Annotated in this window: 23 protein-coding genes; 19 read left to right on the forward strand and 4 right to left on the reverse strand. The window is 62.6% G+C overall.

Annotated elements, in window-relative coordinates:
* Positions 1–50: 50 nt before the first annotated feature.
* Together NO934_RS06920 and NO934_RS06925 are read right to left on the reverse strand one after the other, a co-directional pair.
* Entirely contained in the window at positions 51–407 is a 357-nt protein-coding gene (locus NO934_RS06920) for an HWE histidine kinase domain-containing protein (protein WP_309163673.1), read from the reverse strand.
* A 96-nt stretch (positions 408–503) separates the two neighbouring features.
* Positions 504–956, reverse strand: coding sequence for a hypothetical protein (locus tag NO934_RS06925; protein WP_309163113.1), 453 nt, complete (start codon positions 954–956; stop codon positions 504–506).
* A 1,025-nt stretch (positions 957–1,981) separates the two neighbouring features.
* Between NO934_RS06925 and NO934_RS06930 the strand changes: the two genes are divergently transcribed.
* The 16 genes from NO934_RS06930 (at position 1,982) to NO934_RS07005 (ending at position 21,299) form a co-directional block, all read left to right on the forward strand.
* Positions 1,982–4,024 carry a glycosyltransferase gene (locus NO934_RS06930; RefSeq protein ID WP_309163114.1) on the forward strand — a complete coding sequence of 681 codons (2,043 nt, stop codon included), beginning with the start codon at positions 1,982–1,984 and terminating at the stop codon, positions 4,022–4,024.
* Positions 4,021–6,060: a glycosyltransferase family 2 protein gene (locus NO934_RS06935; RefSeq protein ID WP_309163115.1), complete on the forward strand. Its 2,040-nt coding sequence runs from the start codon at positions 4,021–4,023 to the stop codon at positions 6,058–6,060. The genes NO934_RS06930 and NO934_RS06935 overlap by 4 nt, the downstream gene beginning before the upstream one ends.
* Entirely contained in the window at positions 6,057–6,779 is a 723-nt protein-coding gene (locus NO934_RS06940) for a glycosyltransferase family A protein (RefSeq protein WP_309163117.1), read from the forward strand. The genes NO934_RS06935 and NO934_RS06940 overlap by 4 nt, the downstream gene beginning before the upstream one ends.
* Entirely contained in the window at positions 6,776–7,462 is a 687-nt protein-coding gene (locus NO934_RS06945) for an FkbM family methyltransferase (protein ID WP_309163118.1), read from the forward strand. The genes NO934_RS06940 and NO934_RS06945 overlap by 4 nt, the downstream gene beginning before the upstream one ends.
* Positions 7,463–7,589: 127 nt before the next feature.
* A complete protein-coding gene (locus NO934_RS06950) occupies positions 7,590–7,793 on the forward strand; it encodes a hypothetical protein (RefSeq protein WP_309163120.1) in 204 nt (67 codons plus the stop codon).
* Between the two features lie 1,022 nt (positions 7,794–8,815).
* A complete protein-coding gene (locus tag NO934_RS06955; RefSeq protein ID WP_309163122.1) occupies positions 8,816–10,588 on the forward strand; it encodes a PQQ-binding-like beta-propeller repeat protein in 1,773 nt (590 codons plus the stop codon).
* A 53-nt stretch (positions 10,589–10,641) separates the two neighbouring features.
* The gene (locus NO934_RS06960) at positions 10,642–11,502 is read left to right on the forward strand and encodes a transporter substrate-binding domain-containing protein (RefSeq protein ID WP_309163123.1); all 861 of its coding nucleotides are present in this window, start codon (positions 10,642–10,644) and stop codon (positions 11,500–11,502) included.
* A 173-nt stretch (positions 11,503–11,675) separates the two neighbouring features.
* Positions 11,676–12,362 (forward strand): GntR family transcriptional regulator, encoded by a 687-nt coding sequence (locus NO934_RS06965; protein ID WP_309163124.1) that lies wholly within the window; start codon positions 11,676–11,678, stop codon positions 12,360–12,362.
* Positions 12,363–12,418: 56 nt separating this feature from the next.
* Positions 12,419–13,357 carry a tripartite tricarboxylate transporter substrate binding protein gene (locus NO934_RS06970; RefSeq protein ID WP_309163125.1) on the forward strand — a complete coding sequence of 313 codons (939 nt, stop codon included), beginning with the start codon at positions 12,419–12,421 and terminating at the stop codon, positions 13,355–13,357.
* Positions 13,358–13,361: 4 nt separating this feature from the next.
* The gene (locus NO934_RS06975; RefSeq protein WP_309163126.1) at positions 13,362–13,895 is read left to right on the forward strand and encodes a tripartite tricarboxylate transporter TctB family protein; all 534 of its coding nucleotides are present in this window, start codon (positions 13,362–13,364) and stop codon (positions 13,893–13,895) included.
* Entirely contained in the window at positions 13,892–15,394 is a 1,503-nt protein-coding gene (locus tag NO934_RS06980; protein WP_309163127.1) for a tripartite tricarboxylate transporter permease, read from the forward strand. The genes NO934_RS06975 and NO934_RS06980 overlap by 4 nt, the downstream gene beginning before the upstream one ends.
* A gap of 15 nt (positions 15,395–15,409) precedes the next feature.
* Positions 15,410–16,291, forward strand: a complete 882-nt coding sequence (locus NO934_RS06985) for a dihydrodipicolinate synthase family protein (RefSeq protein WP_309163129.1) — start codon at positions 15,410–15,412, stop codon at positions 16,289–16,291.
* Positions 16,292–17,083 (forward strand): aldolase/citrate lyase family protein, encoded by a 792-nt coding sequence (locus tag NO934_RS06990; protein ID WP_309163131.1) that lies wholly within the window; start codon positions 16,292–16,294, stop codon positions 17,081–17,083. It begins immediately after the preceding gene.
* A 6-nt stretch (positions 17,084–17,089) separates the two neighbouring features.
* A complete protein-coding gene (locus NO934_RS06995) occupies positions 17,090–18,016 on the forward strand; it encodes a PfkB family carbohydrate kinase (RefSeq protein WP_309163132.1) in 927 nt (308 codons plus the stop codon).
* Positions 18,017–18,061: 45 nt separating this feature from the next.
* Positions 18,062–19,693 carry an FGGY-family carbohydrate kinase gene (locus NO934_RS07000; RefSeq protein WP_309163133.1) on the forward strand — a complete coding sequence of 544 codons (1,632 nt, stop codon included), beginning with the start codon at positions 18,062–18,064 and terminating at the stop codon, positions 19,691–19,693.
* Between the two features lie 19 nt (positions 19,694–19,712).
* A complete protein-coding gene (locus tag NO934_RS07005) occupies positions 19,713–21,299 on the forward strand; it encodes a fucose isomerase (RefSeq protein WP_309163135.1) in 1,587 nt (528 codons plus the stop codon).
* Between the two features lie 56 nt (positions 21,300–21,355).
* On the opposite strand, the gene NO934_RS07010 is transcribed toward NO934_RS07005, so the two are convergent.
* Together NO934_RS07010 and NO934_RS07015 are read right to left on the reverse strand one after the other, a co-directional pair.
* Positions 21,356–22,099: a fumarylacetoacetate hydrolase family protein gene (locus tag NO934_RS07010; protein WP_309163136.1), complete on the reverse strand. Its 744-nt coding sequence runs from the start codon at positions 22,097–22,099 to the stop codon at positions 21,356–21,358.
* A gap of 77 nt (positions 22,100–22,176) precedes the next feature.
* On the reverse strand, positions 22,177–23,289 hold the full coding sequence (locus NO934_RS07015; protein WP_309163137.1) for a pyridoxal-phosphate dependent enzyme: 1,113 nt from the start codon (positions 23,287–23,289) through the stop codon (positions 22,177–22,179).
* A 138-nt stretch (positions 23,290–23,427) separates the two neighbouring features.
* On the opposite strand from NO934_RS07015, the gene NO934_RS07020 reads away from it, so the two are divergent.
* The 3 genes from NO934_RS07020 to NO934_RS07030 all read left to right on the forward strand — a co-directional run bounded on the left by NO934_RS07020 (position 23,428) and on the right by NO934_RS07030 (position 26,386).
* A complete protein-coding gene (locus NO934_RS07020) occupies positions 23,428–24,663 on the forward strand; it encodes an MFS transporter (protein ID WP_309163139.1) in 1,236 nt (411 codons plus the stop codon).
* Positions 24,664–25,221: 558 nt separating this feature from the next.
* Positions 25,222–25,383: a hypothetical protein gene (locus NO934_RS07025; RefSeq protein ID WP_309163141.1), complete on the forward strand. Its 162-nt coding sequence runs from the start codon at positions 25,222–25,224 to the stop codon at positions 25,381–25,383.
* A 64-nt stretch (positions 25,384–25,447) separates the two neighbouring features.
* Positions 25,448–26,386, forward strand: a complete 939-nt coding sequence (locus NO934_RS07030) for a toll/interleukin-1 receptor domain-containing protein (RefSeq protein ID WP_309163143.1) — start codon at positions 25,448–25,450, stop codon at positions 26,384–26,386.
* Positions 26,387–26,494 lie beyond the last annotated feature (108 nt).

The raw sequence follows: 26,494 nt of genomic DNA on the forward strand, positions 1-26,494 counted from the left end.
CTTTCGAAGCATCAGCAAACTCCATCGGTCCCTGCGAGTAAAGACGAAACCTACCCTGAGGGCAAGGTAGGACGAGGTCTAAACGAGTAAGCGGACGGACAGATTCCAGCCCCCTGCCTTCTGACAAGCAGCTCATGGGCATCAGATTGAGCGGCGAGGCATCCCTCAAAGACAGACAGCGCAGCCTTTGGAACGTCTGTGCCGCGAAAAGATTGGCGGGCGAGAGCCTGGACCAGCGGCATAATGTTCTTAACACGATGGTTCAGCTCGTGAGCAAGCGTGCGCTGCCGCGCCTCCGCAGCTTTGGTTCTCGCCTCGCTCTCGCGCAACGCGTCCGCTGCGCGTTGCACTGCCGCCAGACGGTTGAGCTGTCTTGCGCCCAAGATCACAAAGGTCGAGAGCAACACGATCGTCAGGTTCGTGACGAGCGCCAATCGAAGGTTCGGCGTGCAAAAGCCCGCCCTCGTGCCCTCATTGGCGAGCAACCAATATCGGGACTGCTATCATGACCGCAGCAGCCACCTGGCCACAGATGCACCAACGCTTTCATTCCAAAGAAGGCCGACCCAGCCCGCAACTGTTCGCATCGCGAGGGTGCCGATCGCCAATGCTCCGACTCTGATTGCTGTTGGCGCTGCGACAAGCGTAAATCCGAGCGGTCCGGCAAACTGCTCGGCCTCAAGGAGGTGCGCAAGCAAAGCAATGCCGACGAGTACCAGAACGGTAGTCGATGTGGTCGAATAGACAACGCCCGCGACGCGGCCCCGTACCCGCGCTAAGCAGAATGAAACGACCAGAATTAGGAACGTCACAGTGGTTGGCACGGACATGCGGCCGGGATGAACATAAGCATCGGATTGAAGAGCCACCGGGCGAGGAAACAGGAGATTGTCGATATTCAGATCGACCGCCGTAATGTGCTCGAACAATTCAGACAGCGCCAGTAGCAGTAGCAATGCAATCGAGGAGGTCCCAAACCGCCATCTCCCCGGCAGTGTTAGTGCAAGAAGGGCCAAGCTGCCCAGGATCAGGCCAACGGCTGTGAGCGGCTGTGATGCGGCATGATGGGAATAAAGGTAGTAAGCGCTACAATACTGGTTGCCCAACCCACGAGCACGAGTACGCCCACGGCGAACGCGGTAATCGCGGCAACTCGCGAGGCAACCAGTGCTCTGCCGCCAATTTCTTTCATTGCGGCCCCTTCATGGAAAAGCCTAAAGGCAAAAGCCCCTGCTTGGGAACGGGCGAGGTCGAAAAACGGCTCCGAACCTGCCCGTGAGCAACGAGCCCCATTTCGGTCGTTTCGATTGCTTTGATAGCTTCCTGGAACCTGCCGTCCATAAGCGAGCTATTGAAGACTGCATGCACCGGAAGATGCTCTCCAGTCGTACCTACCACTAGAAGAAGGGAAACGACTGTGGAACCTTCCGTCGATACCATCTGATCGCTGCCCATCTGGCGGTTGATCTCGATGCATCTCAGGCACGGCGGAAATAAGCCGTTTGGGCATGAACAACTGGCCGTGATTGAGTTTGGTCGCAATCTGCTCCGTAAGGTGCATCTGTGGCCAGTTGGTCCATCTGCCCTTGGTCGGGAACCGCACGCAGGAAGTTGCCGCCAATCGTTTCGCAGGATTCCACCGTGTCGAGTCCTTGGTTTGGGCCTCCTGTAATTCCCACCGTTCGCTGGTCTTGAAGGTTAGAGCGGCAGAGCACGGGCAAATGCTATGGCTGGTCGATCTGGACGGATTTCCAAATATCGTCGTTTTTCCGACCAACTGAGGCCGCAAATCCAACTCAGGTTCCTGGCCGGGGTGTCACAGAGTCTGGAGTATCGCAAGCGATCTTCGGACGAGGTTCGCTATGACGCCCCAAACCAATCCACTCATTTGCTGGTCCCTTCCGCGCGGCACAGGCAGCCACTGGCTTGCCACCCGCGCCGTTTCGCGCGCCGGCAGGTCAATTGGAGACGATGGTTACTCATGCTTGAACGGCTAGCGCATGATGCGTTACCTGGCGAGGCAGAAGCACATTCCGCGCTCGATGTGCTCATCGCCGGCGATATGACAACGCAGGACGACATGGCGTTCCGCGTTGCCGAGGAAATTCGTCACTTTGCCCGCGAGGGGTATCGCGTCGGACTGATGCAGGCCGCCAGTCCGGTGCCGGGAAGTAAAATTGCGCCCGAAATACAAACCTGCGTCCGCCGTGGCCTTGCGGCCGTGATCGATCCGGCCGCCCGGCCCGAGACCACGCTCCTGATCATTCACCGGCCATCCACGATAGATTGGTCTGAACAGGCACTGGCAGGCATTCGGGCCAAAAGCGTGACGCTGGTCGTTCATTGCAAGCGCGACTACCACACCACCAGAGTCCGCCAGCGGCTTCGCGGCAGCAAAACCATTGTCTGGGCGCCGACCAATCCGTGGCTGCGTAAGATCGCGCCCAACAAATTGGCGATGAGATCGTCCGACTGGCTGCCGCCGCGTAGCGATGCCACCGCCGGCCGGAGATCGCCTGGCCGAGTCGGCGCGCCCGCGATCGGCTGGGTTATGACCGAAGGCATGTCGACCGCCGCCATGCCCTCGCTCGAGCCGCTCGACGTTCACCTGCTGGCCCTGGGCGCGGCGGTGCCCCAGCCGGCGCCCATGCCTGTCCTCGATGCGGGGCAGGTGTCGCTGGACAGGCTGGCAAACCTGGATGCGCTGGCCTATTTCCCCGATGAGACCACGATTGCCTTTCCCGAAACTGTGCTCCGGTTCGCGCTTTCTTGCGGCATGCCCGTCCTGCTTCCCGAACGGCTCAAGTCCCATTTCGGCACCGGCCCGAAATACTGCACCGCCGAGACGGCCGCTGCCGAACTGGCGCGCATTCTGGACGAGACGAGGCACAGCGGGCGCGGCGCACAGCGCAACGTCCATGCGCTCGCATCAGATGCGCCCACAGGATCGCGGCCGATCATGTTCCTGGCGTCCAACGGCGTCGGCGTAGGCCACCTCACCCGGCTGCTGGCGATCGCCCGGTGCGTGAAACCGGACGTGCCGGTGGTGTTCGTTTCCCAGGCCCAGGCGATCGATGCTGTCGAGCGCTTCGGCTACCGGGCCGAATACCTCCCCTCGGCTCACTATATCGGGGGTGACTTTTCCGCCTGGGATCGCTGGTTCGGCTTCGAACTGGAGCGCCTGATCGAGAGCTACGATCCAGCGCTCGTCGTCTATGACGGCAACAATCCCTCCCACGGGCTGGTGAGGGCCGTCGCCGGGCGGCGGGACTGCCGGCTGGCCTGGGTCAGGCGCGGCCTGTGGGGCGACACGGTCAGCCGCTTTTTCGACAACGCCCGCTGGTTCGATCTTATCATCGAGCCGGGCGAGCTCGACGGCCAGCCCGACGAGGGCATCACGGCCCGGCGCCGCGCTGAAGCCGTGACGGTGCCGCCGATCCGGCTGCTCGACGGCGAGGATCTGTTGGCCCGGGAGGAGGCCGCCGCCGCCCTGGGGCTCGACCCGAAAAAGCCAGCGGTCCTGGTGCAGCTGGGCGCCGGATACAATCGCGATATCGTCTCGCTCATGGACGAGTTGGTCGGGGTTCTCCGCCAGGTCCCGCACCTACAGATCTGCATCGCCGAATGGTTGAACGGGGCCCAGTCGCTCAACTACTGGCCGGAGGTCAAATATCTGCGCGGCTACCCGCTGAGTCAGTATTTCCGCGCCTTCGACTTCTCCATCGCGGCGGCCGGCTACAACACGTTCCACGAGGTGATCGGCCTCGGGCTGCCCACCGTCTTCATACCCAACCGGCATCCGACGATGGATGACCAGGGCGGCCGGGCCGAACATGCACAGGCGCTCCAGGCGGCGTTCGAATTGCCGGACAACGATCTCGAGGACCTGCCCCAGCTCGTCGCCCTGTTGGCAGACGCCAAGGCGAGGGCGTTTCTGGCCGACAAATGCCAGCGCATCGCCCAGCCCAATGGCGCTGCGGATGCAGCGCGCATGCTCGAGGAACTCGCATGGACGGCACAATGAACAAGCAGATGGACACGGTGTCGGCGGCTGCCGCAGTGACCGCCAACGATCTCTGGCTCTTGCGCGACAAGATCGAGCGCGAGCGCAGGGCCAATCGCACGCTCACGCGCATGGTGCGCAGGCTGCTTGGGGAGAAGGCCGAGGGGCGGCCAGTGACCGTCGTCCCGATGCTGCCGACAGCGACGCTGGCGCAGCACCCCGTGCGGCGCCCGAAGGCTGCCGACGATCCCCGTTGGCCCGCCGGACCCACCATGCCGGATGCGCCCCTTGCCGCTCCCGCCGGCCACGATTGCTACAGCCTCCAGGACGACGTTGCGCGGACGGTGGGCATTTCGGTCATGGGCCTGAGGGGCGCCGAACTCGAGCAGGTCGTTGCGGAAATCGCCGGCCAGCAAGTGCAGCAGGGCGATTTCAAACCGGTCTTCCTGACCGACCAGCAGGACTTCATGCCTTTCGTCTCGCGCGGCTATGCCTTTGAGTATCTGAGCGATTTCCGCAGCTATCTCGATACCGATCCCGAGGACCGGCAGGCGGAGCGGATCGCCGTGCTGGCCGAAAAATGGGGCCTTTCCGAAATCGTTTCGCGCGACAAGCCCGGCGGGACGGCTGGCCCCCATCCCCTCGCGGCCCTGGCCCGGCACAATGCCGGCATGTCGCCCGGGTGCCACCAGGACCGGTTCAAATGGGTGGTCGAAACGCTGCGGATCGCCCTTGCGACCGAGCGGTACGATGTCGTCGAGGGCATGACGGACTATGTCCTGGCGTTCTACGACAGGCTCGGCCCGGCCAACCAGGGCGCGGCGGCGCGTGTCATCTGCCGCAAATACATCGCCTTCGGCCAATGGGAGAAGCTGCGCCAGTTCCTGTTCGAGAACATCGGCAAGGTGAAAAAGGACGACAGCCTCTTTGCCTGGTTTTCCGTCCACTGCACGCCAACCGACCGGTTGATGCTCGAATTCGCGCAACTGCCGAGCGGCAAGCCGAACTATTATTACATCAGCAAGCGCTTGGCGGTGGCTGGGGAAGAGGCGATACCGACGCTGCTCGCGGCGAGTGACGAAACGGCGCTGGCCAGCAACCTGCTGCTCGCCAACCATTTCGCGCTGCGCGGGGACGCGGCGCTCTACAGGAGCTACGTCAACCGTGTGCTCGCCAGGGACGACGGCGCAACGCTCTCGCGGGTGAGCCTGGGCACCGGCAATGTGCTGACGGATCTCGCGTTCGAGCCCCCGCAACCGGCCCGCGATCAGCGCGAAATGGTCTCGGTGATCATGTCCGCCTATAACGCAGCCGACACCATCGGCTACGCGGCCCGATCGATCCTGAGCCAGAGCCACGCCAATCTCGAACTGCTGATCTGCGATGACGGCAGCACCGACGAGACGTCTTCGGTGCTCTCGGAGTTGAGCCGGGACCCGCGCGTCCGCTTGTTCCGCTCGGCGGACCGGCAGGGCACCTACAACATCCGCAACAATATGATCCGGCAGGCGCGCGGGACCTATGTGACGTTCCAGGACTCGGACGATTTCGCCTTTGCCGACAGGATCGAAAGGCAGCTTGCCTTTCTCAAGCAGGAAGGTGCTGCGGCAGTCGTCGCCCAATGGTTCCGCGTGACCGCTGACGGCGAATTCGTGTTCTCGTCCGAACACGCGGTTGCGCGGCTGGCCGTGGTAAGCCTTTTTGCGCCCAAACGCCTATTCGAGCGCTTCGGCCCCTACCGTCCGGCACGCTTCGGCGCCGATACCGAGTTCTACGAGGGACTGCGCATGCGTCTGGGCACCGATGCCGTCAAGCTGATGCGGGTACCGGTCATATTCGGGCTCTCGTCGGCGACCTCGCTCACCCGGTCCTCGGGCATCGAGGCGACCGAAGACGGCTTCCGCGCCCCCGCGCGCCGGGCCTATGCGGCGGCGGCGGCGCGCCAGCGCCACACCGGGGGCGCACCGATCGGCCTGCCTTCTCCCCACGAGGTGCTCGACGCCGACGGCAACCTGCTGACGGACGCGGGCGTGCTCCCGATGGAGGCGCAGCCATGATGAAGCGTGTCGGCCACGTCGCCACCTATCCCGGCCGCAAGGAGTATCTGCCGGTCATGCTGGAAAGCGTGGTGTCCCAGTTCGACGACATCGTCGTCGTCCTCAACCAATACAGCGACAAGCAGAGGCGAAAGCTGCCGAAATATTCCAACGTCCGCTATGTCATTCCCGACAACGATCTCAAGGACACCGGCAAATTCCTCGAGCCCAGGCGCTCGGACGAATACGTGTTCACGCTGGACGACGATCTTAAGTTTCCGCCCGACTACGCCGCGACACTGATCGACTGCTACGAAAGCCTGCCCACCGAGCGCGTGGTGGTGGGCCTGCACGGGGTCGTCTATTCGGACCTTTTCGAGGGAACCGCCAGCTCGCGGTTCGTGGCCAAGTTCGACAGGCGGCTGGCCAAGCCGATCCTGGTCAACCAGTTGGGCACCGGTTGTGCGATGACCCGCGGCGATCTGCTGGCCCCGATGGAATACATGGCCAGCTCGCAGCGTTTCGTGGACGTCCGCTTTGCCCGCTACTGCCACGAGAACGGTATCGGCATGGTATGCGTGGCGCGTCCGGACCAGTGGATCGGTGACCTGCAACCCGAGGAATCGATCTTCGAGAGCTATACGCGGGTCCATCACGGCGAACAGCTTGGCGAAATCCTCGCCTTTGGCGGCTTCGGCAAGCTCGACGCCGGATTGGCGCTGGCGGTGGAGGGACTATGAGCGAGGACCACAAGGTCGCTTTCGAAGCCGCGGGCAAGACGCTTTCGCTGGGCTTTGCCAGCAGCGCGGACCATATCGCCCATATGATAGAGCAGACCGGTACGTTCTACGAAGCCGAGATGCTGGCCGATGCTCGCTCGCGTCTGTTCTATCCGCGATGCGCCGTCGATGTGGGGGCGCATGTGGGAAACCACACGCTCTATTTTGCGCATACGCTCGGCGTGCGGACCTTTTCCTTCGAGCCCAACCCGGCAACGTTCCGGCATCTCGAGGCAAATGTCGCGGGCAACGGGCTGGCCGGGCTCTGTACGGTGCGCAATGCCGCCGTCGGCGCCGTGACCGGGTTGGCCCATGCCGAACCCGCCTCGGCCGAAAACAGCGGCATGGCAACCGTGAAGCTCGACCCGGACGGCGCGATCGAGGTCGTCTCGCTCGATGACGAGCTTGCAGGCGAGCCGGCGGTCGACATCATCAAGATCGATGTCGAGGGGTGGGAACTCGACGTGCTGCGCGGCAGCTCGCACATTCTCGAGCATCACCGGCCGCTGCTCTATGTCGAAGTCATGGAAGGCGAATTCGACGCCGTGCGCCGCTTCCTGGATGCTGCCGATTATCGTTGCTGGAAGCGCTTCAATGTCACTCCGACATTTCTGTTCCTGCCGGTTGAACGCCTGGCCGGGTGACCGATCGGAAGCCGCCGGCCGATCCGTGGGAAAGTCCAAGTATGATCACGATCCGTCCTCAGACGTGCCGCTTTTTCGCCACCGGCCAAGGGGTAACGTTTTCGTGCAACCGACTAGGAGAACTTTGATGAAAAGACGACAACTGATGACGATCGTTTCGCTTGCCGCGGGCCTCTCCGTGGGTCTGCCGGTCGTTGCCGCTCCTCCTTCCCTGGAAAATTCGGCTGCTGCTGTACAAGCCGAACCGCAAGGTTTCCTCAAATCGGGTAATCCGAAGGCTGCTGGCGGCCCGCTTAATCCGGGCAAGGGCAACCCGTTCAACGCCTATTGAACGATTGATGGCCGGACCTATGTCCGGCCATCTTTCCTCAGATGTTATCTGGCATAGTCAGTAAGTCGTTGTTTGTACGAAACGCACGCCCGGTTCGAGAACGATTTCCAAGGCCGCCCAAGACGTTAAATACGACACGATGAATAATGTCGGCGGTCAACGCCCCTTCATCCGGTCGGCCTCTGGACTTCTTGCGCTGGGTTGAACGATACTGCCCGAGAACCTTGCAGGCGAAGCGCCACCCTTCCACCAGACTGCCGACGTGGAGCAGGCTTGCGGCGCCCAAATGTAGCAGCTACTGTCACAGCTGGCCGTCACACCGACGAGTCAATATTGTTATTTCCACTAGACGGCACAATGGGTTATCGGGAAACCGGCTGAGAATCCCTCTCTCTCCGCCATTCCTAAGCCATGGAAGTTGCCAGGGTAGAATCCGAACCAAAGCGGATTCTGTCACAGCATGCCCGTCGCAGCGACGTGAGTGCTTATTCCTTGTTTGGTGCTACACCATCCCTTGTTCACCGGCGAGGTCCGGTCTGGTTTCGCAAGGCGGGGCCGATGGACCTGACCGATCGCCTGCGCAGTTCGGATATCCGCAGGTCGTTGCGTACATGGAACAAGCGGACGGCCCGGAAAGGGCATGGAAGCTGATCTTGGTAGTCGAGCAAGCATTTGCGGACGCGGGACCGGCAATCGCGGCGTGCGATCCTGGATCGCGACTTCGACCACAACCAACGCGCTTGGGCGGGCAGAACGCGCAAAACCCAGCAGCACGCAGATCGGTTTGAGCGGCGAACTCCCAACCAACTGACTGAAAGCATTTTGTGCAGGTCGTGCATCACGATCATGCAGGCGAGATGCGAGACGCCGCCGTAGGCTTCAAATGCTGGAAGGTCTCTTGGGGAGGAGTAGCCTCGTGCGGTGAAGTCGTTCTGTTGCTCGGCCACGCCCGTAAACGCACATCCCAGTGCGCAGTTCGTGCGCTTGAACAATAATTTTGGAAGACCTTGGAGGAGGACATAATGACAAATTCAGTCTGGGTTAGAGGGGCCTCGATTTTGGTGCTTGCTGCAGCCCTGGGGGCAGGTTCCGCGATTGCTGGCCCGGGCGAGGAGTGGGAGCCGGTAACCGACGAAATGATTCTTAATCCCGATCCTGCGAACTGGCTCAACTTCCGACGTACCGTCAACAGTTGGGGCTACAGCCCGCTGGATCAGATCACGGCCGATAACGTGGACCAGCTTCAACTCGTCTGGACTCGAGGCCTTGCCTCCGGCATCGGCGAAGGCACGCCGCTGGTCTATGACGGCTGGATGTTCTTTCCCCAGACCAACGACATCATCGAGGCCTATGACGCCGCAACTGGTGCGTTGGCCTGGCGTTACGAGCGCGAGCTGCCTGCCGACCTCAGCGAATACATGCCGTTCACCCAGATCAATCGCAACGTGGCGATCTACGGCGACATCATCATCGATACGACCGGCGATAACTATCTGCTGGCGCTGGACGCGCAGACCGGGCAGATCGCCTGGGAAACTCAGATCAACGACTATCAGGTGACCCCCGCGCAGCACACGACCGGTCCGATCATCGTCAATGGCAAGATCATCTCGACCTCCGGCTGCGAGCCTTTTGCAGGACCGGAAGCCTGCGCAGTGGTGGCCCATGACGCGGAATCGGGTGAGCTGCTGTGGCGCACGCTCAACATTCCGCGCATCGGCGAAGAAGGTGACGACACCTGGGGCGACGTGCCCTATGAAGGCCGCTGGCACGTCGGCGCGTGGATGGCCCCCAGCTACGACCCTGAACTCAACCTCATTATCTACGGCACCTCGGTGACCGCTCCCGCGCCCAAGTTCATGCTGGGCGGCACGGAAAACCAGCACCTTTACCACAACTCGACCATCGCACTCGATGCCGATACGGGCGAGCGCGTCTGGTACTACCAGCACCTGATCGACAATTGGGATCTCGACCATCCGTTCGAGCGCCTGCTGGTCGATACGGTCGTAGCACCGAACTCCGATGAGGTGGCCTGGATCAACCCCAACATCGAGGAGGGCCGTGAGTACCGCGTCGTGACGGGCGTGCCGGGCAAGACCGGCATCGTCTATACGCTTGATCGGGAGACCGGTGAGTTCCTGTGGGCGACGCCGACCGTGTACCAGAACGTGGTCGAATCCATCGACGGTGAGACCGGTGCGGTGACGACCAACGCCGCGGTGGTGCCCGATGGCCCGGAGCAGACCGTGGCAGTCTGCCCGAGCCAGAACGGCGGCAAGAACTTCTTCACTGGCGCCTACAGCCCAGTAAATAACGCGATGTACTACTCACTGTTCAACACCTGCATGGACGTAACTACGCTCGGAACCGTTCCAGGTGTCGGTGGCGGCGGGGTTTACCAGATTGCGATGACCGACCAGCGCGTGTCTCCAGGTTCGGAGTTCGTGGGCACCATGCGCGGTATCGACGTTTCGACCGGCGAGACCCTATGGGTCAACGAAACTCCGGCGGCAACCCTGTCGGTGCTGACCACGGGTAGCGAACTGCTGTTTGCGGGCGACGTGGCGGGCTTTTTCCGTGCCTATGACCAGAACACCGGCGAGGCCGTTTGGGAGGTCAATCTCGGCGCCCAGGTGTCGGGCTACCCGGTTACGTTCGAGGTCGACGGTCGGCAGTATGTCGCCGTCTCAACCGGCCCCTCATTGGCGGGAGGCTCGGCCCTGCGATTGGCGCCCGAATTTCAGCCTTCGACGGACAGCAATTTGTTCGTCTTCGCCCTGCCTAACACCTGAGCCAATCTTTTCGCCGCCCGGACTGCTCCGGGCGGCCGGGTCCCGGACTTCCCATGACCAGAGCCCACTCCATGTTCCTTCGCCTTTCCGGCGCTGCGCTCGCGCTGGGGCTGACCTGTATCTTTGCGGCGCAGGCCTTGGGGCAGGCACCACAGGCTTCGGATACACCCTTTGTCCCCGACGACTATCTCAACACGACGCGCAGACCGGTCGGGGACAGTATCCACTTCTGCGGGTCCTCGACCTCAGCGCTGCAACCGTTCGACCGCGCGGTGGCCGAGGAGATCGGCAGGCTGCTTCTGCTCGAAACCGAGTGGCTGGAAATCCGCTATCCGTTCCCCGCTCCGCCTTATGATTTCCAGATCGCGCTGAGCGAGGAATCGCTATTTACCGCGCTCAACAACCGGTGCGACGTGTTCACAGGCTTCGCCATGAACCACCTGACCTTTCCCACTTGGCTAACGGTAAGCGAACCCTATCTGGTCACTCGCTATGTGCTTGCGACCAGGGAAGGCGGAGCCGAGACACTGGAGGCCGCCGAGGCCGGCGCGCGCATCGGAACGCGGGTGGGAACCGGTGCCGATGCGATCTTCGCTGCTTATCTCGGGACGATTGAGGAGGGGCGTTGGCGACGTATTCCCTATCCCGATCACCGCTCACTGCTCCGCGGTCTCAAGGGAGGAACAATCGAGGCTGCGTTCGTTTGGGAGCCGGCGCTGACCCTGGCGGCCGCTGGGGACGATGGCCCGGCCACCTGGTCGCTGATGACAGGCGGGCCGAGCGTGCCTTCGGCCAGCTTCGGCATGGTGATGCTGACACGGAACACCTTCCTGCGCGAACTGATCGACCAGGCCATCGCCGAAATGACGGCCTCGGGGAAACTCACCGAGATCACGGAACGGCACGGGTTCTGACCCAAGATCAATGCGCCAGGCAGCCTCCAAGCAAGTAGCTGCACCCGGGGACGTCGGTGGCTGAGTTCGGTCATGTAGGACTGACCTTGCCTGTGCGACTCCAATTCATATCGTCGGCTTGACTCGTAAACGGTTAACCGTTTACCGTTGTCCAAAATGGAGGAGCAGGGCGCGTGAGTTTGAGCCCGACGGTCATCATACGAGAGTCCCTGGGACCGCGTGTCGCCGCTGGTCTGCGCGAGGCGATCGTCATGGGAGACTTGCCGGCGGGCGAGCGGCTGATCGAGGCCGATCTGGCCGAGCGCTACGGCGTCAGCCGCGGTCCGGTCCGCGATGCGTTCAGGATTCTTCAGGCCGAAGGGCTGGTTGAAAGCAGACGCCAGGGCGTCGTGGTCACCGGCATCGGGCCGGACGACATCAACGAGCTCTATTCGCTACGCGGAACGCTGGAAGCCCTGGCCGTGCGCCTCGTGATGAAGGGCGGCGACAGGAACTCGCTTGCCCGGCTCGAGGAAACCGTCGAGGCCATGGAGCGTGCGGCAGAGGCCAAGGACCCCGAAGCGTTCGGGTTGGCCGACATCGATTTTCACAACGAGATTTGCGCCCTTTCCGGTCACCGCAGGCTGACCGATGTGTGGCAGCAATACAAAGAGATCATGATGACGCTGCTGCGTCTCACCGTTTTCCTTCATCAAAATCTCGATGCCAACGCGGTCAAGCACCGCGAACTCTTCGACCTGATCAAGGCTGGCGATCCTGTCGCGGCGGAGGCCGAATTGGCCAACCACCTCGAAGGGTCGCGCCAGCGGATGGTCACGGTCTGGGAAACGGCGCTCGATAGACGAAGGACCAATAGCTGAAAACCCAACTTTCAGAACAAGACTAACAACCCACGATCTTTCGGGAGAGAGAACCTATGAAAACCCTCAACATCTTTGGTGCCCTTTCCGGCGCCGCCCTGATCTCGATGGCTCTGTCGACGACGGCCTTCGCCCAGGATTTCCCCGCTGGGGACATCACCTTCGTCGTCCAGGCGGCCGCAGGCGGCGCATCGGACCGCTCCTCGCGGGCGCTGGTGTCCGAGATGGAAAAGGAACTCGGCGTCAGCTTCATCGTCGAGAACCGGCCCGGCGCCTCGGGCACCGTAGCTTTCGCCCATGTGGCCGAGCAGGAACCCGATGGCTACACGATCGGCTTTGCGCCGGTGGAATTCGCGATCCTCGAGAACATCGGCTATGATTTCGACCGCGCCGACTACACCTATCTGGGTCAGATCATGAACAGCCCGGTGGTGCTCGCTGTTCCCGCCGAGAGCCCCTACAATACGCTCGAAGAGTTCATCGCCGGCGCTCAGGAAGGCGGGCTTTCGGTCTCCAATTCGGGTTCGGCCTCCTCGTTCGCCGCGGCGACCGTTACCCTCGCCAACATGACCGGCGCCCAGCTCAGCCCGGTGCCGTTCGATGGCGGCGCTCCGGCCGTGGCGGCAGCGCTCGGCGGGCACGTTGATGCGGTGGCGGCCGGCGCCGGTGAAACGGTTACCGCCTATACCGACGGCACGCTGAAGGTTCTGGCGATCTTCGACACCGAACGGCACCCGGCAATGCCCGACGTTCCGACCGCCCAGGAACAGGGCTTCGATCTGACGTTCGGCGCCTGGGGCGGTGTCTATGGCCCGGCCGGCATTCCCGAAGACGTGGTCGCCGTGCTCCAGGATGCGGTTGAAACCGCTGCCCAGTCCGACGCATTCCGCGAGGCGGTCAGCCCGGCCGGCATTCTCCCCGTTTTCCGGCCCGGCGCTGAGTTCGAAGAATTCATCGCCAGCGAAGCGGCTCGCTATGCAGAGGTTCTGAACTAAACAAATGACCGATCGGAGCAAGCTCCGGGAAACGTCCGGCGGCGCGCAAGTGCCGCCGGACGATGCCATCTCGGATTACGAATTCGCAGCGGCACCATCGCGCCGCATGGAAATCGCCATCGGCGCCATAGCGCTCGCGCTTTCGGTCCTGGCCATCTATCTCTCGCGCAGCATCGATCTGCGCATGGGCGGTGGCGGAATCGATGCCAAATGGTGGCCGACGGTGCTCTCTTCGAGCGCGGCGGTTCTTTCGGCCATCATTCTTGGCACCGCGCTTTTCATGCCTGTTGCGCAGCGCGAAGATCTTGAGGGGGCTCAAAAGGACGGCTGGGTGCGCATGCTCGTCGCGCTCGCGCTGAGCTCGCTCTATGTCTTTGCCTGGTGGCAGATTGGTTTTCTGGTGCCAACGCCGATCTATCTCTTCGCGCTCCTCTGGGTATTCGGCAATCGCAACCCGATCGCCCTTGTTCTCTATCCGGTTCTGACCACCGCCTTCATCTACGGTCTGTTCCACTACCTGCTGCGGATTCCGCTATGACCGCCTTCGTTGACGGCCTGATGGCCGTATTGGAGCCCACGGTGCTCCTGTGCATGGGCGCCGGCATGCTGGTGGGGATGCTCGTGGGCATGTTCCCCGGCCTCACCGCGACGATGGCCGTCGCCCTTGCCAGCACCTTCACGCTCACCCTCGATCCCGTCGCCGGCCTCGCCGTGCTGCTGACCATCTATGTCGCGGCCAATTTCGGCGATCGAATTCCCTCGATCCTGATCAACACCCCCGGCACGCCGGCCTCGATCGCGACCACTTTCGATGGCTACCCCATGGCCAGAGACGGTCGGGCCGGTCTGGCGCTGATCGTTTCCGCGCTGGTCTCCGCAGTCGGTATCGTCGCCAGCATGGTGATGTTTTCCTTTGCCGCCGTGCCCCTGGCTCAGCTTGCGCTGCGGTTCGGCCCGAGCGAGATGTTCGCGGTCGTGATCCTGGCCATGACCATCATGATTTCGATCGCATCGAAATCGCTGGCCAAAGGCCTTCTGGCCGGCGCAATCGGCCTGTTCATCGCCACCATCGGCCGTGATCCGATCACCGGCGATGCGCGCTTCACATTCGGCATTCGCGATCTCAACGGCGGCATCGACTTCATCGCGGTGATCATCGGCCTGTTCGGCATTGCCGAGCTGCTCGACCAATTGCTCACCCACCGCAAGCATGACGTCAAACCGATCTCGGCGCTTGGCCGCTGGTGGCCTACCAGGGACGAATATAAGCAGATCGCCAAGCCCACCGGCATCGGCGGTCTCGTAGGTCTGATCGTCGGTGTCATTCCCGGTGCGGGCGGCGACATTGCCGGGCTCCTGGGCTGGGACCGCGCCCGTTCGGTTTCCAGGAACAAGGAGCAGTTCGGCAAGGGCTCGGTGGAAGGCGTTGCGGCAGCCGACACTGCCTCGAGCGCCACGCTGGGCGGCTCGCTCACCACCACTATGGCGCTGGGCATTCCCGGCGACTCGGTAATGGCGGTGATGATCGGCTCGATGATCGTCTGGGGCATCCAGCCCGGTCCGAGCCTGTTCGTCAACGAACCGAGCCTGGTGATCACCATCGCGACCATCATGGTGTTCGCCACCATCCTGACGCTCGCCATCAACCTTGTGCGCATGCCGGCCATGGTCAAGCTGCTCGACCTGCCACTGCCCTATATCTGGACGACGGTGCTTGTGTTCTGTCTGGTCGGCACCTATGCCACCACCAACAACATCTTCACCGTCGTCCTGATGCTGATCTTCGGCGTCATCGGGCTGATCCTCAAACGCTCGAGCATTCCGGCCGGCCCGATCGTTCTGGGCCTGATCCTGGGTCCGCTTGCCGAATCCAATCTGCGCCGCTCGCTGCTGATCGATGGTCCGACAGGACTGATCGACAAGCCGATTTCGGCGACGCTGCTCGTTCTGGCCGCCATCGCCGTTATTGGCGGGCTTGCCGCACCCATCCTCAAGCGCCGCCGCGAGCGGCGCCTTTCCACAAGCATTTCCGAGTAAGGACCTGTCTTTTAAATGACTACCTCCAAACCCATCATCCTGACGGCGATACCGGTTGCCTTTGCCGAGGATGGCTCGCTTTCGATCGAGGGCAATACGGCGATCCTTAAAAAATGCGCCGCCTCGGGTGTCGATGGCGCCTTTGTTCTGGGCACGACCGGCGAATTTCCCTCGCTCAGCGATGACGAACGCCGCACGCTGACCCGGCTCAGCCTCGATATCCTGGCCAATAAGCGCGTGGTGGTCCATGTCGGCGCGCCGAGCCTGCATCAGGTGGAAAGGCTGATCGCGCAGACCCGAGAGGAAGGCGCCAAGGAAATCGCGGTCATTACGCCCTATTTCCTGCCGTCCACCGATGCTGCGCTGCTCGATTTCTACACCAGGGTTTCGGCTCTTTCGGACGGGCTCGGTGTCTTCGTCTATATTTTCAAGGACCGGACGGGCATCACGGTTTCGCCTGAGCTGATGGCTGAAATCGCCAAGCTGCCCAACATCATCGGCGTCAAGATCAGCGGCGAAAGCCTTGAGACGGTCGGCAAGTTCCGCGCCGTGCTGCCCAATGACTTCCTGGTCTTCACCGGATCGGACCGCGAGATCGGCCGGCTCACCGATGTTGGCGCCCAGGGCGTGATTTCCGGCATCGCCTCGGTCTATCCCGAGCCCTTCGTTGCCATGGCCGATGCCATCGCCAGCGGCAACACAGCCGAACGCGAGAAGTTGCAGGGCGATATCAACGCAGTCGTCGACGGACTGCTCGGCGACATCGAACGGCTCAAGGCCGGCCTGCGCCGGCAGGGGATTGCCGCGGGCCACGCCCGCATGGCGATTGGCGCGCCCGATGCCAAGGCCGATGCCGAACTCGATGCACTTCACGCCAAATATGGAACGGTGTGCTAAATGACCCTCAAGCAACGTCTGGCCAGCGGCGATGTTCTCCACGGCACATGGTGCGGCCTCGATCACCCTTCTCTCGTCCAGATCCTGGGGCAGGCCGGGTTCGATTTCATCGCGCTCGACATGCAGCACAGCTTCAACACTTTCGGGTCGCTGAATGTGATGATCGATGCGCTCGACAAGACCGGGGCGGCCAGCATGGTCCGCGTGCCGTGGAATACGCCCGACTACATCATGCGGGCGCTCGATCTGGGTGCCGAAGCCGTCATCGTGCCGATGGTCAACACCGCCCAGGAGGCCAAGAGCGCGGCCGATGCCTGCCGCTACGCACCGGCAGGCACCCGGAGCTGGGGACCGATCTGGAGCGTGCCGCGCGGCAGGCTTGTCGAGCACGATGAAGGTGATGGGCGCTCGGTCTGCGTGGTGATGATCGAAACCGCCGACGGCCTGGCCAATCTCGATGACATCCTCGCCGTCGAAGGCGTCGATGCCATCTATATCGGCCCCAACGATCTCTCGCTCAGCCTTGGTCTGGGCCGGGTGCACTACACCGCGTCCGACAAGCTGCGTGCGACGATCATCGATATCGTCAAGCGCTGTAATCGGGCCGGAAAGATCGTGGGCATCGACTGCACCGGCGCCGAGCAGGCTCACTACTGGCGCGATCAAGGGTGCAATTTCACCATTTCGGCCAGCGATGCCGGACTGCTTTTCAAGGCAGCGTCGGATGCGGCACGAGCGTTGCGGGGCGAGGCGGTTGCCGATATCCCGAAAGCCGATATCGCTTCGATCTGACGCCAGATGTCCCTTCCTCCCCGTATCGTCTTTGCCGGAGCGGCAACCGTCGACCTGATCTTCAAGGTCGAAGCGCTTCCGCCCGGGCCCGGCAAGGTGCTGCCCACCGCCCTGGCTCAGGTCGCCCATGGCATGGCGACCAGCGCCGCAACCGCGGCCGCGAGGCTTGGCGGGCGATGCGCGCTGATCACGCGGATCGGCGACGACATGATGGGGGACCGCTTTCTCGCGGAGGTCGGGGCCGAAGGGGTCGATTGCCGCCAGGTGCGGCGCTTTGAAGGCGTGGCGACGCCGCTGAGCGCGGTGATCGTAGACCAGCGGGGCGAACGGTTGATCGTCCCCTATTACGATCCGGCACTGGGAAGTGAAACCGACTGGATCGATGCCAAAGCCATTGCCGCCGCCGATGCCGTGCAGGTCGATATCCGCTGGCCGGAAGGCGCGGCGCGGGTGCTCGACATCGCCAAGGCGGCGGGCAAGATTGCCCTGCTCGACGCGGATGTGGGACCGACGCAAACCATCGTGGACCTGGCGCGGCGCGCCACCCATGTGGTGTTTTCCGAGCCTGCGGCGCTCGCGGTTTCCGGATGCGAGACGATTGTTGAGGCCGTCAGGGCGCTGACGAAGAGCTTCGATGCCTTCATTGCCGTTACCGGTGGCGAACAGGGCTGTTTCTGGGCCGAGGGCGACAGAGTGTTCCAGCGGCGCGCGCCAGAGGTCGAAGCCGTCGATACGCTGGCGGCGGGGGACGTCTTCCACGGCGCCTTCACGCTGGCTTTGGCCGAGGGGCAATTGATTGCGGATGCGGTCTGCTTTGCCAACACGGCCGCCGCCATAAGCTGCACGGTTTTCGGCGGAAGGCTGGGCGCGCCCGGCCGTGCTGCCGTCGAAGAGTTGATGGCGCAGACGACCACGCCGGTGATTGCAGCATAGAGTTTGAATTTCGCGCCTTCGCGGCGCCAGCATGGAGTGCGGATCTTGGATCATTTCATAGGCATCGACGTGGGGACGGGAAGCGCGCGTGCCGGTGTGTTCGACCGGCAGGGTAAGCTTTTGGGATCGTCCGCCTGCCCCATCGAGACGTTTCGCCCCGCGCCCGATTTCGCCCAGCAGCGGTCCGCCGAAATTTGGCAGGCGGTGGCCAGATCGGTTCGCGAGGCTGTAAAGGCTGCAGGCGTCAGCCCGGAATCGGTCGGAGGATTGGGGTTTGACGCCACCTGCTCGCTGGTGGTTGCCGGAGAGCGCGATGGTCCGGTTTCGGTGAGCCCAGATGGGGCGGCCGACCAGGATGTGATCCTCTGGATGGATCACCGGGCGATTGGCGATGCCGAAGCGATCACTGCGACCGGCGCGGGTGTGCTCGACCATATCGGGGGCGTGATGTCCCCGGAAATGGAGCTGCCCAAGCTGGTTTGGCTCAAGCGCGAGCTGCCGCAAAGCTGGCAGGCGGCGAAAAAGCTCTGGGACCTTCCCGACTGGCTGGTCTACCGCGCCACCGGCGCGACGATGCGTTCGCTCTGCTCGCCGGTCTGCAAGTGGACCTATCTGGGTCATCGTGGCCTGCATGGGGAGGGTTGGGACAAGGGGTTCCTGGCTTCGATCGGGCTCGAGGATCTCGTCGATGACGGGTTTGACGCTATCGGCACCGCCTTTGCGGCAGCCGGCGTCCGCGCGGGCGGGCTGACCGAGCAGGCTGCGGGCGAATTGGGGCTGGTTCCGGGCATTGCCGTTTCGACCGGCCTGATCGATGCCTATTCCGGCGCGCTGGGTACGCTCGGCGTTGCCGATAGCGAGGGCAATGGCGAGATCGAAGGGCGGCTCGCGGTGATCGCCGGCACCTCCACCTGCCACATCTCCCTGACGCGGGAGCCCAAATTCGTCCCTGGTGTCTGGGGCCCCTATTATTCGGTGCTGCTCGATGGCTTGTGGGCCAATGAGGGCGGCCAATCCGCGGCCGGGGCATTGCTCGACGCAGTGATCGCCCGCCATTCGGCCGCGGCCCAACTGATCGAAAAGGCCGAGGGCAGACGACTGGCAGAAGCGCTCGATGCGCATCTGGAAACCATGAGCGAGGAAAGTGCCTTCCTCACCCGCAACCGGCATGTGCAGCCTGATTTCCACGGCAACCGCTCTCCGCTGGCCGAACCCTGGCGCAAGGGAGCGATAGTCGGCCTCACGCTCGAGAGCGGCATCGACGATCTGGCGCTCGACTATCTGGCGACGCAGCAGGCCCTTGCCTATGGCACGCGCCACATCATCGAAGCGCTGAGCGCCAACGGGGTGGTGGTCGACACGCTGGTGGTGAGCGGCGGGCTGGCCCGCAACCGGCTCTATCTGCGCGAGCATGCCGATGCCACCGGCTGCAAGGTGGTGGTGCCCGACCAGACCGAGCCCGTGCTTTTGGGTTCGGCGATGATCGCGGCCGCTGCGGCGGGCGCCTATTCCGACATCACGGCGGCGATGGCCGCCATGAGCGGAGCGGCAAAGACCATCGAACCGCGCAGCGGAGAAATCGCCGCCTATCATGACGCCAAATACGCGGTGTTCCGAAGGATGCAGGACGATTACGCCGCCTATCGCGACATCATGAGCGCGGCCGAAACCGAATAACCCAAGGAGATCAGGGATCATGACCAAGATCCAACTCGTCGCCAGCGGCGATCTGCGCGAAAGCGCCAACACCAATTGCTGGCCCGCCCAAAAGGCCATGGAAGAGCGCATTTTCGAGGCGGTCAAAGCGCTGGGCTACGAAATCGAGCGCGCCCATCCCATCAAGCCCGAAGGCCACGGCTTCATCTCGTCCCAGCGCGAGGGCATGGATATTTTCGCCAGGATGGATCCCAACGCGCCAGTGATCGTGGCCGAAGCGGTGTGGCAGTATTCCCACCACGTTCTGGCTGGCCTCGTCAGCCACAAGGGTCCGATTCTCACCGTTGCCAACTGGGCCGGCCAATGGCCCGGGCTGGTGGGACTTTTGAACCTCAACGGCTCGCTCACCAAGGCCGGGGTCGAATACTCCTCGCTCTGGAGCGAGAATTTCGACGACGAATTCTTCCTGTCCGGTTTGAAGACCTGGCTCGAGACGGGCAAGATCGAACACAAGATCGATCATGTCCGCCCCTTCGATTCCGCCTCGGTGGGCGAAAAGGAACGCGAGCTGGCAGCATCGATCGCCGCCGATATCCGCCACAACAAGGTGATTCTGGGCGTTTTCGACGAGGGGTGCATGGGCATGTACAATGCCATCATCCCCGACGAGCTCCTGATGCCCATGGGCTTTTACAAGGAGCGGCTGTCCCAATCGGCACTCTACTACGCCACCACTCAGGTGCCCGAGGAAGAGGGTCGCGCCGTCTATCAGTGGATGGTCGACAAGGGCATGACCTTCCACCTTGGCACCGACCACAAGACAGAGCTGACGGAAGCTCAGGTGATCGAGCAGTGCCGCATGTATATCGCAGCGGTTCGCATGGGGGATAACTTTGGCTGCGAGGCCATCGGCATCCAGTATCAGCAGGGTCTCAAGGACCTGCTGCCGGCATCGGACCTTGTCGAAGGCATTCTCAACAATGACGACCGGCCCGACGTCGCCCGCGCCGATGGCAGTGTGATCCGCAAAGGCGAGGCTATCGTCCATTTCAACGAAGTGGACGAATGCGCCGCCGTCGATGGCGTTCTCACCAACCGCGTGCACCGTGCGCTCGGCCAGCCGGTGGAAAACACGCTGCACGATCTGCGCTGGGGCGATATCGACCGGTCCGGCTCGCGCGACGATTTCGTCTGGGTGTTCGAGATTTCCGGCGCCGCGCCTCCGGCCCACCATGGCGGCTGGGACAAATCGGAAAGCTTCCGCCAGCCCCCGATGTTCTTCCCGGCCGGCGGCGGCACGCTGCGCGGGGTGGCCAAGGCGGGCGAACTGGTCTGGAGCCGCATCTATGTGATGGACAATGCGCTGCACATGGATATCGGCCGTGGCCAGGCGGTGGATCTTCCCGAGGAGGAAACCCGCCGCCGCTCGGAATCGACCGACCGGGTGTGGCCGATCATGCATGCGGTGCTCACCGGCGTCGACCGCGACGCGATGATGGCGCGGCACAAGGCCAACCACATCCAGGTGGCCTATGCCAATTCCGCCGCCGAAGCCGATCAGGCGCTGGCCGCCAAGGCGGCACTGGCTGCCGAACTGGGCATCAAGGTCAATTTCTGCGGGATCTGATCTCGCAAAATTGCGGAAAGCCGGGCGGCAGCGGGGTCACCGCTGCCGCCCTTTTCTTATGCCAGGGTGGCGGTGAGACGATCAAAGCCCGTGGCCTTGGCTTCAATCTCAGGACCGCTCACCGCGATGGGGCCCAGGCGCGCACCGGTGATCACCACGGTTCCGGCGGTGAGGGGCAGGCCGCGCGAGCGGGCGTGATTGGCCAGCCAGGCGACCGCGTCGAACATGGCATCGGTCGAGGCATTGCCGGCGGTGCTTTGGATTTCGACGCCATTGTCGAAAAGCGCGATGTCCTGCTTATCCAGTGCCGGAAACCCTTCGGACTGGACCTTTGGACCAAGCACCACGGCGACATTGCTCTGCAAATCGGCGGTGGTTGCGAGCACCGGCATTTGCGTCGGATCGGTAAAGCGCGAGCCCACGAATTCGAGCACCAGATGGATGCCCGAAAGCGCTTCGGCGATATCGCCGGCGGTGTATTGGCGCTGTTCGGTGAGATCCTTGCCGATGACCACGGCGATTTCGACCTCGGCGCGGGCGCCCCTGGCGAGGGTCGCGCCGTTTTCCAACAGCACGCTGGCGGGAATGGGTGAGCAGGAGGGTTTGTCGTCCGCGGGGGTGGGGATGACCTTCCAGCCCCCGACCCCGCCCAGGGCCGCAACGGTTTCGGCCTGGACGCGATAGGCATCCTCGAGCGTTGTGGGCAAGACGCTTTCCGCGACCGAAGCGAGGGGCGTGTTAGCGCTGCGCGCGTCGAGCAGCAATTGAGTCAGGGGATGGCGCTGGAGGGGATCGGACATGAAATTCTCTATCTCTTGAAAACAGCCCAAGCGGGCAGTGCTATCCCTAGCCGACACGCGGACAAAGGCAAGGGGCGTCAATCGAGCAGGACGGCGGGTTCGGACAATCGGGCAAAAAAGCTTTCGAGCCGGTGCCGGAGAGGTGACGGGGCGGCGGGCGAAGACGGCACATCGCCAGCGAAGGTGTGCTTGAAGCCCGATGCGGTGACGACGCAGACGGTGCCCTCGACTTTGGGTGTTTCGGGGCGGCGCAGCCAGGCGATGCCGGCGCAGGCGGAAAATTCGGCGTCGATGCCGTCATGGGCAAAGAGCGCCGCGCGAGCCTGGGCCAATTCGGCATCGGTCACGGCCTCTACGCTGCCGCCGCTCCCGCGCACGGCCTCAAGCACCCGCGTTCCGTCCTGGGGATATCCCGCCAGGCGATCGGCGATGGCGGCGGCGGCGGTTTCGACAGCGCCGTCCCAGGGCGATACCTCCTGGGCGCCGCTGGCAAAGGCGGCGGCGATGGGGGCGCAGCCGGCGGCCTGTACGGCGACCAATGGGGGAATATCGCGCCCGGCCTCGCGAAGACCGTTGGCCGTGCCGATCAGGACCGGGCCGGCGCTGACCGGGGCGACGAGGCGGGACACATTCCCCGCCTGTGCGGCAATCTCGCGGCCCAGGGAGCGGCAGCTCCATTCGGCCCAGGGCGAAGCGAAAGTGGAATAAAGGCGGAAAAAACCCAGGGATTCGGCGAGCTGATCGGCCAGGGCATAGGATTGGCTGGGGCCTTCCCCGAAGCGCACCACGAGAGCGCCACGGGCAAGGACCGGCAGAATGCGCTCCTGCGGGGTAGCGGCGGGGACGATGGCGACCATGGGCAGGCCGGCGCGAGCGCAAAGCGCAGCGGCGGAGACGGCGGCATTGCCGCTCGATGGGACCACGACCCCGGGGCAATGCGGCTCGCGGGCCAGCAGCTCGCCCAGCGTTGCGGCCATGATGCGGTCCTTGAACGAACCGCTCAGATGGCTGCCTTCATATTTGATGGCGACACCTTCCAGACCGGGGATACGGGAAGACAGAAGTGGAGACCAGGCGTTGGCGGGGTGATCCCAATATCGGGGAGGCAGGGGATCGGCGATTTCGATGATGGTGCCGCCTTCTCCATATCCGAAACGGGCCTTGTCCCGCGAAACACGCACAGTCCTCACCTTCTTCCCCCTGTTGGCTCTATCGGTGGGGTGAGTATCGGCGCAAAATGGGTCGAGTGGACAAGTTTTTTCCGCACCCCTGTCGGAATGGACGACAGCGATGCGTCTTATCGAAAGGTCACATGGAGGGGCCTTGCGATGAACAGATTGCATTACGGATGGGTGATCGTTGCAGCCGGTGCGCTGATCACCTGCGTGGCGATGGGGGCGCTGTTTGCGCTGCCGGTCTATCTGGCGCCCATTGCCGAGGAGACGGGATGGACGCGGGCCGGGATTTCCATGGCGATGACCGTGGGGTTCGTCGTCATGGGTGTGGCCGGGTTCGGATGGGGCACGCTGACCGACAGGATCGGGGCGCGGCCGGTGGTGCTGATCGCGGCGGTGATCCTTGGGATCGGGCTTTTGATCGCCAGCCAATCGAGAGACCTTCTGGTGTTTCAGCTCGCCTATGGCGGGCTGGTGGGGCTGGCTGGCGGCGCGTTCTTTGCGCCGATCATGGCGACGACGGTGGGCTGGTTCGACAAGCATCGCAGCCTTGCCGTATCGCTGGTTTCCATCGGCGCGGGCGTGGCGCCGATGGTGATCACCCCGTTTGCCAGCCTTCTGATCGAGATCCATGGCTGGCGCAGCGCGATGACGATGACGGCGATTGCCGCCACGGTGCTGCTGGTGCCGGCGAGCTTTCTGATCCGCAAGGCGCCGCAGGCGATTGCGGAAGCGCAGCCGCAAACCGGCGTCGACGTGGCGCCGCAGGAGCCGCAGCCGAGCCGGGCAAGCGCGGCGCTCAGGACGCCGCAATTCGTGGTGCTGGCGGCAACGTTCTTCCTGTGCTGCGCGGCCCATTCGGGGCCGATCTTCCACACGGTGAGCTATGCCATGCTGTGCGGGGTGCCGGCCTTGGCGGCGGCCTCGATCTACAGCGTCGAAGGCGTTGCCGGGCTGTTCGGGCGACTGTTCTTCGGGATCGCGGCGGACCGACTGGGGGTCAAGAAGGTGCTGATCGCCGGGCTGGCGCTACAGGCGATCGGGATCTACACCTATATCTATGTGACCCAACTCACCGATTTCTACATGCTGGCCGTGGTGCTGGGCATGGCCTATGGCGGGGTGATGCCGCTTTATGCCGTGCTTGCCCGCGACTATTTCGGGCCGCATGTGATGGGCACCGTTCTGGGGGCGGCGACCATGACCTCCTCGATCGGCATGGCGTTCGGGCCGGTGGGCGGGGGATGGCTCTACGACACGTTCGGGAGCTATCACTGGCTCTATATCGCCTCGGCCGCCGTTGGTGTCGCCGCCGCGGCGATGGCGCTGGCCTTTCCGCCGCCCAGGCGGGCCGACAGCGAAAGCACGAGCGCGCCGCAGCCGGCCTGATTTCGCAAGACAGCCGCTTTCGCCCTCCGGCCTTTGGCCGGAGGGTTTTGCTTAAGTCAGGCAGGCATGGGGCGATGATCGCCTCGCATTATGTTTTATAATATGAAGCCACCATCGCCCCATGCATCCGAGGATTTTAGGATCTCGGGAAATGCGCAACCCGGGGAGCTTACCCTTTTATCCCCTTTACCCGCGCTCTCGCCGTCAACACGCCCTCTCTGGTGGGCTTCGGCGATTGTGATGGCCAGTTGACTTGCCACCAGCGACTTACGGATGACCTTCGGTGTCAGACCTGGTCACGCAACCCGTCCCGAATGGCGGCGACCCGCCATTCCCTCGAACCGGCCAACGGACAGAGAGGGGCGCCTGGAGACCTGAGTGGCCCTAGGCTCGGACCCCCGCTTCCCCCTTCCCGCTCTTGCCCTCACCAGGAAGCTCGTATGCATCCCTTGCCCCGGTGCGGCCGTGAGGGAAAGTTACGGCAGGTCGATGGGGGCGGGGATAAGTTTTTTCGTTCGGGAGTGACGATCGCCATTGCCGTGATCTGGGCGCGGCAGGTTGCTGACGGGCTTCGTTGCCCCGCTCTGCGCCCCGCTCGCGCTGGCGGCGGTCAAGGCGCTGCAAAAACTGGTGGCCGAACTGATCGACGCGCCCCAGACGGCAAACTTCATTTCCATCATTGAGGCGGGGGATAATTTTTTGGCGAGACAAACCCTTTAGTCAGGTGCTTGATCCCTTCCAACATTTAGATAATCTAGCCGGCGTTCGTTTGGGGAATTATCACTTGAATACCACCACCATCGCCCAAAAAAGCTCGGCGAAGAAGAAATCAATTTCAGCCCATCGATTTGAGCCTGCTCGTCTTGACTCTCTTTTTGTTGCATTGGACGCCGTGGCATGGCTCGATGCCCCTACTACTTCGCAAATTGCGCAGTTCGCAGGGATTGATGCACGAACTGCAGGCAAACTGGTCAAAAACGCTTGCCAGATCGGCATGCTCGAGCCGCTGTCTAAAGGATACGTTTTAAAGCTCGCGTACCCTTACGACGGAAAACTTGAGCAGAAGGAGACGGTAGTCCGCGAAGCACTACTTAAGATGCCGCTCATTTCAGCGCTCAAGCAATTCATGAAGTTAGGCGATGACTTAAATGTCGCGCTACGGAAGGCTGCCACCATTCAAGGAATTGCTCCCTTCGTCGCGTCCGATCTCAACCCTTTGGTCGAATGGGCCAACCGACTCGGAGCGTTGGAAAAGGACTTGCTAGCCGAGGACCTAGTAGATCAGGCAGAAGCAAAAAAACAGATTCGTCATAAAGAAGATTCAAATAAGCGCATTGCCTTTCTATCTCACAGCTCAAAAGATAAACCGTTTGTTCGACAGTTGGCTGCAGATCTTAAGTCAAAAGACGTTGACGTGTGGCTGGATGAACAGCGTATCCGGGTAGGCGATTCTATTCCAGAAAAGATCGCTCAAGGATTAGCCGAGTCCGATTACTTCTTAATCGGAATAAGCAATGCCTCGAACGAATCCGAGTGGGTGAAGAAAGAATTGAACAACGCCCTTGTTAACGAGGTTCAACGTCGCCACGTTCACGTGTTACCATTAAAACTTGATGATGCCGCAATGCCTGCCGCTATAGCTGACAAAAAGTATGCTGATTTTTCTAAATCATATAAGTCTGGCCTAGCTGATCTGCTTTTAACTTTGAAAGGACATCATTGATGCCTGAAGAAGTATCAAAGATGAACCGAGGAGGCGGAAGAAAGGGCGGCGCCGTTTTCCCTCAGCATGCGTTAGCTAAGGTTATCCCGTGGTCTACGAAATTAGTTT

The organism is Pelagibacterium sp. H642 (assembly GCF_031202855.1).
Lineage (GTDB): Bacteria > Pseudomonadota > Alphaproteobacteria > Rhizobiales > Devosiaceae > Pelagibacterium.